The sequence below is a fragment of the Dyadobacter sp. CY261 genome (genome assembly GCF_021440085.1).
In the GTDB taxonomy this organism is placed as follows: domain Bacteria; phylum Bacteroidota; class Bacteroidia; order Cytophagales; family Spirosomataceae; genus Dyadobacter.
This window is the reverse complement of record NZ_JAKCPW010000007.1, coordinates 396,479-411,925: the sequence shown is the minus strand read 5'-3', so window position 1 is coordinate 411,925 and position 15,447 is coordinate 396,479. Positions and strand designations below refer to the sequence as shown.

Sequence of the window (15,447 nt, the reverse complement as noted above, 5' to 3'; positions counted from 1 at the left end):
AATTATCCCTCCGCCGAAAAACACCCCTATTCCAAACGGATTTTCGCCCCACTCCACCGGCCATTTCGCAGAATTTCGTTCCACCAAATTTCAGCAGGACAAAATAAACCACTTTCAATCCCGGGAAATACCATGAAGTATTCTACCAGATCAAAAATTGACACCAAAATCCCTCTGTCACCCGCTCGGCGCGTCGGGCCACATCCCGGTTTACCAGGCAGAAGAAGCCGGATGGGCATGGCGCTTGCCATGCTAACGCTGCTTTCGGCCCCTTGCGCATGCCCGGTGGCGGCATCGGCTATCTCCGTGCAGGCGCGAAAAGCGGTTGCAGAACTGGCAGGCAAAGTTACAGACGAAAAAGGCGAGGCCCTTCCCGGAGTGAGCGTCGTCCTGAAAGGCTCGCAACAGGGCACCGTCACCGATGCAGAAGGGCGGTTCCGTCTTACCGTCACAGAGGCTACCGACAAATCTCTTGTTTTCAGTTTTGTCGGCTATGAGAGCCAAGAACTCGCGATCGGCAATCAAGCGGAGTTCACGATCAGCCTCTCGCCACTGGCCAGCAATCTCGATGAGCTGGTGGTAGTGGGTTACGGTGAGCAGAAAAAAGTGAACCTCACCGGCTCCGTCGCGACCATCGATTCCAAAAGCATTGAAAGTCGTCCGGTGGCTAACCTGTCGTCGTCGCTCGCAGGCTTGGGCCAGGGCGTTTACGTGCGGCAAGGGTCGGGCAAGCCTGGCGACGACGGCGCTACGATCCGCATCCGCGGTACAGGAACGCTCAACGACAGCAGCCCACTCGTCCTGATCGACGGCATTATAGGAGTAATGGATGCCGTGAACCCCAACGATGTCGAAAGCATTTCCATCCTCAAAGACGCGGCCTCATCGGCTATTTACGGCTCTCAGGCGGCAAATGGCGTCATTTTAATTACCACCAAAAAGGGCTCGAAAAACAAAACGACTGTCTCATACAGCGGCCTGTTCTCGACGGCCAGCCCCAGCAACCTGCCTGAATTCGTCTCGGACTACCCCCGCCACATGCGCCTTTTCAATGAAGGTGCAGCCAATATCGGCCGGGCCGTGCCCATTTACTCCGACCAAACCATCCAAACCTGGGAATACGCCAAAACGCACCCCAACGAGCTGAATGTGAATGGTGTCCCCAACTGGCTGGCCTACCCCAACACCGACTGGGGCAAGGTAATCTTTGAAAATTACCTCGTGCAAAATCATAATGTATCGGTCAATGGCGGTAGTGAAAAAGCGCTTTTCAACATCTCGCTGGGCTACCTCGATAACCCGGGCGTGATGCAGAACACCGGGCTTAAACGGTACCAGCTCCGGGCTAATGTGCAAACCAAGATCGGCAATGCCGTGACAATCGGAACGCAGACATTCGCCCAGACGCAATCCAAGGACATGGGTAACACTGCCAATGCGTTCAACTTCCTTCGCCAGACCGTGCCGGGAATTGTGCCCTATTATGATGGGCGTTATGGGCTTCCAGCAGCCGCGGATGAGATCCAGACAGCCAATGGCATTCTTGCCTACCTGAACACTACCGGCGGCAAAGACCAGGAATCGCGTTTCAACACCACCCTTTTTGCAAATGTCGACATCATGAAGGGATTGAAGTTCGAAACGAAGGTGAACTACCAGATCCGGTTTGCCGAGTACAACTCGCACGCCATCCCGGTGCTCCGCTGGAACTTTGCCAACAATGTGGCCGACGACGTGAACCAGTCCAACGACCCGACCACAATGAGCACGCGTTATACTTTTAACAAAAACTACCAGATCACCTTTGATAACGTCCTCCGGTATAATACGACCATTGGCAAAGACCACGAGATCGGCGCATTGGCAGGTTATAACCAGTATTATTACAACTATTACGATATCGACGCCACCAAAACCGGCCTGATCGACTGGACGATTACAACCCTGGGCTCGGCCACAGACATGACCAACACCACCGGCACCGAATATGACCGCGCCATGCGTTCGTGGTTTGGCAGGCTCAACTATGCATTCCGGTCGAAATACCTTTTTGAAGCCAATATCCGCTACGACGGCTCTTCCCGCTTCTCGCCCGACACGCGCTGGGGCACATTTCCGTCCTTCTCGGCGGGATGGCGGATTTCCGAAGAAGCCTTTTTCGGGAGCCTGAGAAACCACATCCCAAACCTGAAACTGCGCGCTTCCTGGGGTAAACTCGGGAACAATGCATCCGGGGATTATGACTATCAGGCCAATTACGGCAAAGTAAACTACTCTTTCAACGGCACCATTGCTTCCGGTTTGGCACAAGGCAAGATCGCCAACCCTTACCTGCAATGGGAAACAACCACGGTGACCAACTTCGGCGTCGACGGAAATGCATTCAGCAACCGAGCGAGCTTCGAACTGGAATGGTACCAGAAGTACACCGACGGCATTTTGACCACACCCCCTATTCCACTCACCGCCGGCACCGTATCGGCGCCTACGCAGAACACGGCGGCTGTGCGGAACCGCGGGATCGAGTTTACGCTTGGTTGGCGGGATAAGGTCGGCGGGGTCAATTATTCGGTGAGCGGAAATTTCGCCTACAACCTCAACCGCGTGATGACCTACAAGGGCAAATTGAACGAGCAATGGGTAACCAATGCCGACGGCACGCGCTCTTATACCAGCAACCTCGGCGACGTGTCGACCGGTACCGACAACCGGATCGTGGAAGACCGCGCCATTAATGAGTACTATCTCCGCGAGCGTTACAACGGCACCGGCACCTACAAGTCGGGTGGCGAACTGGACATCAACGCCGGCCCGAAAGATGGGATGATCCGCACGCCTGACGACCTGGCCTGGGTAACGGCCATGATGGCTGCCGGCTACACTTTCTCGCCAGTAAACAGCATTGGCAAGGCACAACTTTACTATGGCGACTTCATTTTCGCCGACCTGAACGGCGACCGCAACTACGGCAACACTTACGACCGGAAGTTCAGCGGTACCACTTCCGCGCCGAAGTACGTTTTCGGGCTTAATATGGACGCCACCTGGAAGGGCTTTGATATGTCGATGATCTGGGCGGGTTCCGCGGGGATGCAGTACTACTATAATGCCGAGGGCTACAACAACTCTATTGTGCGCGACGGGAACGGCATCGCATCCCGAGTGGCCGACGACCATTACTACTACAACGACGCCAACCCGAGCGATCCGAACAATAACATTACAGGCTCATTTCCAAGGCTTAAATACAATGGCGACGCGATTAATACCACTTCCAGCACCACCTGGCTTTACGATGCGTCGTACATCAAACTGAAAAACCTGCAACTTGGCTACTCCATCCCGGATGCTTGGAGCAAAAAGCTGAAACTGAGCCGCGCACGACTATTCCTTTCGGGCGAAAACCTGCTGATCATCACCAAATACCCCGGTCTCGATCCCGAAATCGGCGCGGGTGTAGGCTATCCGACAATGAAACAGTATTCGCTGGGCATCAATGTAACCCTTTAATTTTCAAACAGTCATCATGAGATTTTATAACAATACATTCAAAATCAAAACGAGGATCTGTCGGATCGGTTTTCCGGCACTGGCTTTGCTGGCACTGGCCGGCTGCGAGCCTGATCTGCTGGATACCAGCCCCTATGGTTCCGTTTCGTCCAATACCATGTGGACGACCGACAACCTGACCGACCTTGGTATGACCGGCGTTTACAACGGCCTGAGACTGGGCATCAACACCAGTGCAGCCTCCGGACGCGAGCTCTACCATTTCGATCGCCTGGGCCTGGGTGGCCAGCAGCGTGACGGCGAGCCTTTTATGACGGGCACGGCCACCGTGGGCAATGGGAACGTGAGCAGTGTGTGGTCGGAGTTGTACGAAGGAGTGCACCGGGCGAATGACGCCATCAAAAATCTTACCGAAAAGTCACCTTCTTCTGCCGAGAAAAAGGCCCGGTACATTGCCGAAAGCAAATTCCTCCGCGCCTACTATTATTCCAGGCTGAACCAGCTTTTCAAAGGCGTGCCCATTTATCTCGAACCGGTGCAACTCGAAGAGATCACCAAAGGCCGCGAAACCGAGGCAAAGGTGTGGGAGCAAGTGATCAGGGACCTGTCGGACGCCATTAACGAACCTGCATTACCCGATAAGTATGCCAAAGGGAATGCCGGTTTTGGGCATGCGACCAAGGGCGCGGCCTATGCATTGCGTGGCAAGACTTACATGTATACCAAACAATGGGACCTCGCCATTGCCGATTTCGAAAAAGTGAAAGCCGCAGGCTACGCCCTTTTCACCGGTGGAGGTGCTGACAGTTACCGCTTGCTTTTTAAACAAGCCAATGAACAGAGCGACGAAATGATTTTCTCCATCCAGCATATGGGTGTAAGCGGCTACGGTTCCACGACCCAGTTTTTCTGCGGAACGCGCTCGTCGACAGGCTCTTGCTGGAACACATATCTGATTTCCCCGAATATCGTCGATCTGTACGAAAATCAGGACGGTACCCGGTTCAACTGGGACGCGGTCATTCCGGGCTACAATGCCATGCCTGTGGAAAAACGCGAGGTTTTCTTTTTGAGAAACAACCTTACCGCTACGGAAATTGCTGCCATGACCGCCAAAGGGCTCGATATGGGCCTTTACCTGCCCAATGGCAATGAGGAAAGGATCCTGAAAGCCTACCAGAACCGCGACCCGCGCTTGCAGGCCAATGTGATCACACCATATGCTCATTACAATGGCACCACGCCGGTCATTTCCCGCTGGCCGTACCGGGTTGCGAACGGACTGGCCATTGCCGACCTCCGTACCGACACTGGTAACCTGTTCCATTATCTGCACCGCAAATTTGTTTACGAGGGTGCTCCGGGTGTGGAGATCGAGAACCGGACGTATGGACCTACCGACTTCCCGATTATCCGCTATGCCGATGTGCTGCTGATGTGGGCCGAGGCATTGAACGAAAAAGGCAAGACGACAGAAGCCGTCGCGCTGGTGAATGAAGTAAGAGCGAGAGCGGGTGTGGCTCTGCTTAACTCCAGCACCGCAACAACCGTCACCGGCCAGGCCAATTTGCGGGAGCGAATCCGCAACGAACGACGGATGGAGTTCGTGAACGAGGGCATCGATTATTTCGATGAGCTGCGCTGGGGTACATTGAAGGAGTCGGTGTTTTATGCAGGAAATGGCGTCAAGCAAGTATGGGGAACCGTGGTGGTGCCTTACATCTGGTCGGGCGACTTTCTGTACAGTTGGCCGATCCCGCAATCGGAGATCGAACGAAACGCCAATTTACAGCAGAATCCGGGCTGGCTCAATTAAGGATATTTACGGAAGCGAGGCGCGGGCATTTCCGCGCTTCGTTCTCTTTCTTGTCAAAAACAGACTTATACATTCTATTTCAAACGATGATGAAAACACATAAGTCCTTTTACAAATGGCTGCTCCTGACAGGCGTGATCGCTTGCCTGCTGGGCACAAAAGCCACCGGTCAAACCGACTTCACGACGATTTCCGACCGTATTTTTGACAATTTCCAGGCCGCCAGTGCCTCCACCACCGACACCCAGGCCGCGGCATTGCTCAGCACCCTGCAAGCCGACTACTCCTGGCCCGACATCAACTACACCTCCACCAGCCAAACCGACTGGGCACCCGGCAACCATTTGGCCCGAATGGGTACTCTGGCCAAAGCCTATTCCAAACCCACCAGCACGTATTATGGCGATGCAAACCTGAAAACGAAGATCGAGGGCATTATGAATTACTGGCTCACGCTTAGCCCCGCGCCGAACAGCACCAACTGGTTCTACCTCTCCATCAGCGTACCGAAGGACATCGGCAACACCCTGATATGCCTTCGCAAGGCACCGCTGGGCATTTCCCAAACCCTGGAAAACCAGATGATCGCCTGGATGACCAAAGGCGTATCTATCGCTGTTTCCCCTGCCAAAGACGGCTCCAACCTGACCGACGTGGCGCAGCATTACATCATGCGCGCCTGCCTCACACAAGACCAGGCGCTATTGAACCAGGCGATCACGGCCGTAACCAGTTCGATCGTGGTAACCACCGGCGAGGGCATTCAAAACGACAATTCCTACACTGCCCACGGCCCGCAGCTATATGTGTACGGCTACGGGCGTGAATACATTTCGGGCATCAGCAACATTGCGGTGTACGTCGCGGGCACTTCCTATGCCTTTTCGAGTGACAAGCTCGCTGTCTTTTCCAATTTTGTCCGAAAGGGTTTTATCAAACCTTCCCGGGGCGCTTATGCCGATTATAACCTCTACGGCCGTGGCGTGAGCCGGGCCAACGCGGGTAAGGCGGACGTCGCGCTCATTGAAAAAGTAAAAGGCTTCGACCTCCCCGCCTACGCTTCTGAATACGACAATGCGATCCAGCGGATGCGCGGCTTACAGCCCGCTTCCTACAATGTAAATGCCGAACATCTGCATTACTGGCGCACCGACTACACTGTGCATCACCGGCCCGGTTACATGTTCGGGCTCCGGAGTATTTCTTCCCGCAATGCAAAATCGGAAATGGGTAATGGCGAGAATATCAAAGGCTATTACCTCACCGAGGGCGCCAATTACATTGCCGTGGATGGAGATGAGTATTACAATATCTTCCCGGTTTGGGAATGGAACAAAATTCCGGGTACGACTGTGCCGGAGATCACCACCTATCCCGTCAGAAGCTCCTGGGGCGTAAATTTCGGCACGGTACCGTTTGTGGGCGGCGTTTCCGACGGTGTATATGGAGTCAGTGCTTACGCGATGAACGATTATGGTACGACAGCGAAAAAGTCGTGGTTCTTTTTTGATGATGAGGTCGTTTGTCTTGGTGCGGGAATCACTTCCTCGGCTTCGCAGGCCATTAATACTACGGTAAACCAATCGCTGCTGAAAACCGACGTCACTGTTTCGGATATTTCAAACAATGTAAGCGTGCTCAGCAACGGCTCGCGGGATTATGCGGGAAATCTGAAATGGGTTTTGCAGGGAAATGTCGGCTATTTCTTTCCTGCGGCCGGCCTGGTTTCGCTGAGCAACCAGGCGCAGTCCGGAAGCTGGAATAGCATCAATACCACCGGTTCCGCCGCAACCGTTTCAGCCGATGTTTTCAAATTGTGGTTCAAACACGGCATTGCGCCGGGTAACGCTTCCTATGCCTATATTGTGGCTCCCGGCAAAACTTCGGCGGCAGAAATGCAGGCTTACAATGCATCCAATATCAGTATTTTGTCCAACACTGCAACCATTCAGGCCGTGCGGCACAATGCATTGGGCGTATGGCAGGTTGTGTTCTACCAGCCGGGTGAATTCACCGCCGGGCAGGTCACCGTCAAGGCGAACAAGGCCTGTACCATTATCTTAAAAAATGCCGAAAGCAATGATGTAACCGTCCATATCGCCGACCCCGCGCAAAACAGCCAGCAGATTTATGTAGGAATAAAAAATGCGCAATTACCGGTCATGAAAGCCGCGGCATTCACTATGCCGACCGGTGCCAATGCGGGTAGTTCTATTTCGGCCCACATCACGGGCAGCAACCCCGATTATTTGGAGCCCGTAGACCCATTGATGGTACTCACCAGCACTGCCGATGCGTTCGTACGTAGCGGAGGGAGCGGTAGTACTGCCGCCTACGCGAATACCAACTATGGTACCGACGCCGTATTGACCGTTAAAAAAGAATCAGCCGGATACGACCGCGAGGCATTCATCAAGTTTGACCTCAGCACGGTGAACCTGAACCCCGACAGCGCCGTGATCCAACTGCGGGTCAACAATGCGAATACGTCGATTTCCAGTACCAAATGGGCATTCTACCTCGTGGAGAACAATGCCTGGACCGAAACCGGCATTACCTGGTCCAACAAACCCGCCCACACTACCAAGTTGGGTGAAAGGACCGGCATCGTGACAGGTTCGACGGTCCGGTTGAACGTAACGCCGGCAGTAATCAGTCGTCTGGCGGCCGATAAGGTATTCTCGCTACATATCGTCTCCGAACCTACAACCACCGACGTGGCCACGATCAGCAAGACGGATGCGAGTTTCAATGCCAGGGAAAATGCCAATGCGCTGTTCCGCCCGCAGATCTGGATTTACGGTACACCCTCGTCCGGCCCCGAAACTTTGAAAGATTCGCTGACCGCCACGGCCGATTCCTACGTTCGCAGCGGCGGGAATGCGGCCAACAACTACGGCTCGCAAGGCTACCTTGTGGCCCGAAATAAATCCGACGACACGCAGGAGACCTATCTCGCTTTTGACCTGCATGGCATGCACAAGAATATTTCTAATGCTAAAATCAGGTTATGGGCCCTTGAAAATGGCATTAGCACCGGCTGGAATTTGTCCATAGCTTCCAACAGCTACTCAACCAGCGCCACGGCCTGGACTGAAACCAGTATCAACTGGAACAATAAACCACAAGCTGGCAGCTCCATTGCCGCTACGACTTCACCCGCCGCGGCAGGCTACATTTACTTTGATATTACCTCCGCATTGGCAGCCATTTCTTCCGACAGCATCCTGACCGTCAAGGTCACCGCTAGCACCGATCTTTACAGCTCGTTCCGGTCGCGAAACTTCGCCACCGACGCGCTACGGCCCAAGCTTGTTTACGATTACACAACCAACGAGGGATCACTGCCTGTCGAGCTGGTGTATTTCAAAGGGAATGCGGAGCAGGATGTGGTAAATCTGTTCTGGGAAACGGCTTCGGAACGGGATAATGACTATTTCGAAATCGAGCGCAGCGCCGACGCGCGGCATTTCGACACGATAGGACGGATAAGCGGCTCGGGCACTGCCAAAGGCGCAAGAAAATATAAACTCACTGACCCGGAGGCTGCCCTTTTCAAAACCGGCAACCTGTATTATCGTCTCAAACAGGTAGACTTCGACGGCACCAGCAGCTTATCATCCATTATTTCGGTTTCACTGGGAGCAAAGGAAAAGCTCCTGACGATAGGGCCCAATCCGACATCGGATTATCTGAATGTATTTTTGGATAACAATTCTAATGCCGCCACACTTTCGATCATCGGCAGAGACGGACTGACACTTGCTGAGAAACAGGTTATGAATGCGTCGAAAACTACATTTGATCTGAGCCGTTACCAGCCGGGCCTTTATTTTGTGAAGATCAGGCAGAATGGTCAGGCTGGGCAGGTTTACAAGTTCGTGATTCAAAAATAGACTGTAATCCTATCAAAACTTTCCCGCCGGTTTGCAAAGTGCGATGCTCCGGCGGGAAGTTTTATTTTATCGAACCCACACCTTTTGCGTCCGCTTTTGTCCACCAGCGTTGAAACGGATCAGGTACATACCCGGCGCTACACCTGGCAACGAGATGGCCGCGCGATTAACAGACTTAGATGGCACTGATACCGGAATTTTCCTGCCTGCCACATCCCACACAGAAAGATCCGAAATAATGGCGCCGGCTTCCACCGTGATCGCTGTGCTGTTTGACGCAGGATTAGGGTAAACCCTGATTTGCCCTGCGCTGGCAAGTGCTTCAATACGGCTGTATGCGAAAGTACCATCCACATCCACCATCCGTAAACGGTAATAAACGGCCCCATCCATTTGCGCAAATGCTTCATCCGTAAAAGTATAGCTAAGCTCCGCAGCGCTATTTCCCGCAGCAGCAACCTTACCGATCATTTCAAAATGTTTGGCGTCGGCGCTCCGTTCTATCTCGAAATGCGATGCGCCGGCTTCACTGGCGGTCTGCCATTGGAGCAGCGCATTGTTTTCAGCCTCACGCGCTTTGAAACTTGCCAGGCGCACAGGCAGAGGCTCTTCCGAGGTTTTGAGAAAGAACCCACTGAACCCCGTCACATCAACACTGATCTCCCACCAACGCGCGGCGGCGTTCCAGCGGATATCGCTGTCAACAGGGTCTATCGTAATCTCCGGTCCGGTATAGGTCCCTGGCAAGCCCGTGTTGTTGCTACTCGTTCCAGCAATCTTTTCGATGCGTATGTAGGAAATTTGAAAGGAATCACCTGGCCCCGTAGGCAACAAATCCTCGTTTACAACATTGAAAGCGTCGAAATCCGACTGGGAAAAATATAGGATAACCCGTCCCGTCGCGGTGCCTGCGCTACTGGTCGGAGTGATTTCGTAATGTCGCCTTACAAATCGGGCAGGCTGCGTGGTTTCGATCCACACCTTAGCAGTGACCGAACCCGCGACATCCCCCCGCGTATTGTTTTCACTTACCACACTCGCAATGAGGCCGCAATTATTGGTGTACATATTATATTGTCCCTGCTGCATGGTGGTCACGCTGTTTGCCACCGCCAGTGCACCGCTGAATGCCGGTGCCGCGCCAGTGCTGGTCCGTACCGGTGCATTTTGGTCCGTAAAGGAGCCGATACCCGCCTGACCTTCGGCATTTCTACCCCACCCGAACAGGCTATCCGCATCCATGATGGCCAGCGAATGGTTCCCTCCCGCAGCTACGGATGTCCAGACGGCCCCGCTACCTACCTGGACGGGCGCATTTTGATTGATATTGGAACCGATACCCAATTGCCCAAAGTTATTTCTACCCCATGTAAACAAGGATCCATCATTTTTAATGGCCACGGTAAAGAATATCCCTGCACTGACGCTTTTCCAATCGGAAGCGCTCCCCACCTGTACCGGCGTGCTTTGGTTTACAGTAGAGCCCAGTCCAAGTTCGCCGTAAGAATTTCCTCCCCACGCCCAAAGGGTTCCGTCGGTTTTAATGCCCACTGCATGCTGAACCCCACTACTCAAATTTTTCCAATCCGACGCGCTTCCTATCTGCACAGGCGTTTGGATCGCAATGGGGCCGGGCCCCAGTTGATCGGCAAAATTAAATCCCCATCCCCAGAGGGTCCCGTCAGTTTTGATTCCGAACGAACGTGCGCTCGTTGCACTGACAGATGCCCAGTCAGAGGCGCTACCCACTTGCACGGGTACGTGTTGATCAATAGCAGATCCGATTCCAAGCTGACCTTGGGCATTCATACCCCAGGCCCACAGCGTTCCGTCATTTTTAATGGCCAGCGTGTGATAATCTCCCCCTGCAACGGTTTTCCATTCAGCATTGCCTATTTGTGTAAGCACTTTTGGTTCATACCCGGAAGTTCCGTCGCCTACTTGTCCAAAGAAGTTATAACCCCACGCCCAGAGCGTCCCATCGTTTTTGATGGCCAGCGAATGCGCATCTCCGGTAGCAACCATTTTCCAATCGGTGGTGTTGCTGAGTTGCACGGGTATATTTTCATTTGCAGTGGTCCCAATGCCGAGCTGACCATAGGCATTAAACCCCCAACCCCAGAGCGTCCCGTCATTTCTCAGGCCCAGCGAAAAGTTCTCTCCCCCGCTGATACTCTTCCAGGTGGGGGATACAACCGGGACAGGCACATTTTTGTCCGTGTTGGATCCTATGCCTAGCTGACCGTACACATTTCCACCCCAGAGATAAATCTGGCCATCCCTGTTCAATCCTGTTGAATGGTAGGCCCCTGCGCTTACCGAAACCCAATTCTTGGCACTTCCTATCTGTACGGGTGACAATCTGCTCGTATTGGACCCGTCGCCTAACTGGCCGGTTTCGTTGAGTCCCCAGGCCCATAATGTACCATCTTTTCGAATACCCAGCGTATGCTCAGCACCTGCGCTGACAGTTTCCCAATTGGTGCCAGCACCTGCTTGCTGTGGGGTATTTGTACTGATATCCGATCCGTTGCCCAGCTCCCCTGAGCTGTTGTACCCCCAGCTCCACAGCGTATTATTATTTTTAATGCCCAAGGTGTAGTACAATCCGGCCGTGATACTTTTCCAATCGGTACCTGCGCCGACCTGGTTTGGCGTACTGCGGTTGGAATTGGGCCCGTAGCCTAGCTGGCCCTCCAGGTTTCTGCCCCAACTCCATAAACTGCCATCACTTTTGATGGCCAATGAATGGCCCTCGCCCGTACTGACTGTGGCCCAGGAAGAGGTGTTATCGATCAGCACCGGGGCGTTTTTGCTCGCATAGGACCCATCGCCCACCTGAGCATATTCGGCCGAACCCCACGCCCAGAGGCTGCCATCGGTTTGAATGGCCAAAGTATGTAATCCGCCCGCGCTGATACTTTTCCAGGTGTTGCCTGTGCCAACCTGTACCGGCGCGTTTTGATCGGTGTTGGAACCGATGCCCAGCTGACCGTCGGAATTTGAGCCCCAGGCCCAGAGGGTACCGTCGCTTTTAATGGCTAAGGTATGGCCTTGTCCCGCGCTGACGCTCACCCAATTGGATGCGCTGCCTACCTGCACCGGAATATTCTGGTCTGTGTTGGACCCAATGCCCAGTTGCCCGGCATTATTCCTACCCCAGGCCCACAAAGTCCCATCACTCTTAATTCCCAGCGTATGGCGGGCGAGAGGCCCAGTGGTAACGGTAGTAAACTGAACGCATTGGGCAGAGACGCCAAGGTTTGCAGCGAGTAGTAGCAACAACATGTAAATAATTTTTTTCATATGGCTAATGTTTGGTTGACAGTATAAAATTCGTTGTAAATCAAATTCTTGTCTCTAATACTTTATTTCTATAATACGGTACAACACATTTCCTACTTGTAGTAATATTTATGGTTACAAAGCCCTCTATTACTTAAAACAGTTTACATAATTCACTTGCTGTGAGCCAGGAAGCATTCATGCTTATCGTCGGCTAGTAAGAACCGCCCGCAATCCCTGGCACGGGGTTTTATAACAAGTTTTTACCGCCATCGGCGCGAGAAACCCGCAACAAAAATGAACCAACAAAAACCCCAAAAAAAAATCGGCATCGTGGGCGCAGGTCCGAGCTGTTTATATCTGTTAAAGCATTTAGTGAGCCTCGAAATGGATTTGGAGGTCGAAATTTTTGAAAAAAGCCAGGTAGTGGGCGCGGGAATGCCGTATAGTGCGCAGGGGGCCAACAGCGAGCACGTCACCAACGTTTCGGGAAATGAAATCCCACCCCTGGCCATTTCCCTGATCCGCTGGCTGGATGAAATGGCCGGCCAACTGCCGGACCAGTTTGCAGTGGACAAAGATAATTTCACACAACATCATGTGCTTCCAAGATTGCTGTTCGGCAAATACCTTGCGGGACAGTTTGAATTGCTGTGTGAGCAAGCACATTCCCGGGGTAAGGCTGTTAAGTTGCACCTGAATGCGGAGGTAACCGACCTGACGGATTGCCGTGAAGAGGAAAAGGCGGTTTTAAGCCTTGCATCGGGGAAAACATTCGAGTTTGATGTTGTCGTCGTCTGCGCTGGCCATCGCTGGCCCGAAAAAGGGGAAAATAGTAAGAAAGGCTATTTCCTTTCCCCTTATCCGCCCGCCAAGCTGGCCTTGCAGCTGAACCACCCCGTGGCTATCAAAGGCTCCTCCCTCACGGCTATCGATGCGATCCGCACGCTGGCGCGGCATAATGGAAGGTTTGAAGAAACGGGCGAAGGGAAGCTCAAATTCATCCCCGCCGAAGGGAGCGAAAAGTTTAAAATTGTCATGCATTCGCGGAATGGCCTCCTGCCTGCGATCCGCTTCCATTTGCAGCAGCCCAGGTTATCGCGTGAATCGCTGCTGACCCGGGAGGAAATCGAACAGAACAGAAAAGAGAACGGCGGATTCCTCTCGCTCGACTTTGTGTTCGATCAGAATTTCAAGCGCGGTTTTCAAAAGAGCGACCCTGCACTTTATAAGCGCATTAAAAACATGAAGGTGGAAGCGTTTGTAGACCTGATCATGTCGATGCGAGAAAATAAGGAACCGTTCGAGCTTTTCCGGGAGGAATATGAAGAAGCCGAGAAATCGATCGAGCAACGGAAGTCTATATACTGGAAGGAAATGCTGGCCGAACTGAGCTTCACGATGAATTATCCGGCTAAATACCTCTCGGCCGAGGATATGCTCAGGCTTAAAAATGTGCTCATGCCATTGATTTCCGTGGTGATCGCTTTTGCCCCCCAATCCTCCTGCAATGAACTTTTCGCCCTGCACGACGCAGGACGGCTCGACATCGTTTCAGTGGGCCAGGAAAGCAAGGTTGAACCCTTGAAAGAAGGTGGCATCCGCTACCATTGCACCGACGAGCAGGGTAAAAAGCACGCCATCCGTTACCCAACGTTTGTGGATTGTTCGGGACAACCGCATTTGTCCGCTGAGGATTTACCGTTTCCGGGACTTACCATGAAAAAATCCGTCAGCCAGGCTGTTATTCGGTTTAAATCTGCCGAAGAGGCCGAAAAATTGAAGGGTGAAGGGAATGACTTGATCGTCAGCAACAACAATGGCGATTTTTTCCTGAAAGTGCCGGGCATTACTATTACCGACCATTTCCAGATCGTCAACGAATTTGGCATACCCAACGAGCGCATTTACATGATGGCCGTGCCTTATATCGGCGGGTACAATCCCGATTACTCGGGACTGGATTTTTGTGAAGAAGCATCGCGCTGCATTGTTGAAAAGCTGGCCGACGTATTCAATGCCCGGCATCCGCCCATGCATGCGGAATGCTGAATATGAACTGCCTAAGAACGTGTCCCCGATGTATTTATCTGAGATATGGGTTTATCCTGTCAAATCGCTGGCTGGTCAACGCGTAACGCAATGCCGGGCCGGTTGGGCCGGGCTGGAATATGACCGGCAATGGATGATTACCGGAAAAAACGGCATCTTTCTGACCCAGCGAGCTTTGCCCCAAATGGCCCTGATCCAGGCCGGGGTAACTTCGGAAGGCCTCTTGCTAAGCGAGTGCGGAAACGCAGAAAACCATCTCCTGGTGCCCTTTTTATCGGCCGCAGGGATCGTGCGTCAGGTAAAAGTGTGGGATGATTGGGTAACCTCGCGCTCGGAAGGACAGCAGGCCGACCATTGGCTCAGCGAGCGGCTCGGCAGGGCCGTATCGCTCGTTCGTATGCAGGAAAATTTATCCAAAAGATCTTTTTCGGTTCCCGATTACCCGCAAGGCGCACTGAGCTTTGCGGATGATTTCCCTTACCATCTGGTCAGCCAGTCATCGATCGATGACCTCAATACGCGCCTTGATGATAGCGTCAGCGTCAGGCGTTTCCGTCCCAATTTTGTGATAGCAGGCGCATTGCCTTATGCCGACGACCATTGGTTCCGCTTCCGCATGGGCGATGCGGCTTTCGCTGCGCCGTCGCGCTGTGATCGTTGTGTGATGGTGAATGTCGACCCGGCCACAGGCGAAAAAGGCAAGCAACCGTTGAAATCGCTGGCCTCTTATCGCAGAGAAGACCGTAAAATCCATTTCGGCCAAAATCTGATTGCTACCGCAGAAGGTGTTGTGCGTGAGGGAGATATTCTTACGGTCACCGCCAACCGATCGCTCGATAAATCCGCCGATCACTAATCCAGATCTTCATCCACTCAATGCTTCGGAGT

At 53.0% G+C, this 15,447-nt stretch carries 6 protein-coding genes; 5 read left to right on the top strand and 1 reads right to left on the bottom strand.

Translation table 11 applies throughout. The annotated features are described in order from the left end of the window. Positions 1 to 132 precede the first annotated feature (132 nt). The 3 genes from LZD49_RS21055 to LZD49_RS21045 all read left to right on the top strand — a co-directional run bounded on the left by LZD49_RS21055 (position 133) and on the right by LZD49_RS21045 (position 9,222). Positions 133 to 3,510 carry a TonB-dependent receptor gene (locus tag LZD49_RS21055; RefSeq protein ID WP_234669643.1) on the top strand — a complete coding sequence of 1,126 codons (3,378 nt, stop codon included), beginning with the start codon at positions 133 to 135 and terminating at the stop codon, positions 3,508 to 3,510. A gap of 16 nt (positions 3,511 to 3,526) precedes the next feature. Further along, positions 3,527 to 5,326, top strand: coding sequence for a RagB/SusD family nutrient uptake outer membrane protein (locus LZD49_RS21050; protein WP_234669642.1), 1,800 nt, complete (start codon positions 3,527 to 3,529; stop codon positions 5,324 to 5,326). A gap of 86 nt (positions 5,327 to 5,412) precedes the next feature. Further along, on the top strand, positions 5,413 to 9,222 hold the full coding sequence (locus LZD49_RS21045; RefSeq protein WP_234669641.1) for a polysaccharide lyase family 8 super-sandwich domain-containing protein: 3,810 nt from the start codon (positions 5,413 to 5,415) through the stop codon (positions 9,220 to 9,222). 66 nt (positions 9,223 to 9,288) lie between these two features. On the opposite strand, the gene LZD49_RS21040 is transcribed toward LZD49_RS21045, so the two are convergent. Then, positions 9,289 to 12,528, bottom strand: a complete 3,240-nt coding sequence (locus LZD49_RS21040) for a T9SS type A sorting domain-containing protein (protein ID WP_234669638.1) — start codon at positions 12,526 to 12,528, stop codon at positions 9,289 to 9,291. Positions 12,529 to 12,804: 276 nt separating this feature from the next. On the opposite strand from LZD49_RS21040, the gene LZD49_RS21035 reads away from it, so the two are divergent. Both LZD49_RS21035 and LZD49_RS21030 read left to right on the top strand, forming a co-directional pair. Next, entirely contained in the window at positions 12,805 to 14,559 is a 1,755-nt protein-coding gene (locus LZD49_RS21035) for an FAD/NAD(P)-binding protein (protein ID WP_234669637.1), read from the top strand. Beyond that, positions 14,546 to 15,415 carry an MOSC domain-containing protein gene (locus LZD49_RS21030; protein ID WP_234669636.1) on the top strand — a complete coding sequence of 290 codons (870 nt, stop codon included), beginning with the start codon at positions 14,546 to 14,548 and terminating at the stop codon, positions 15,413 to 15,415. The genes LZD49_RS21035 and LZD49_RS21030 overlap by 14 nt, the downstream gene beginning before the upstream one ends. Positions 15,416 to 15,447 lie beyond the last annotated feature (32 nt).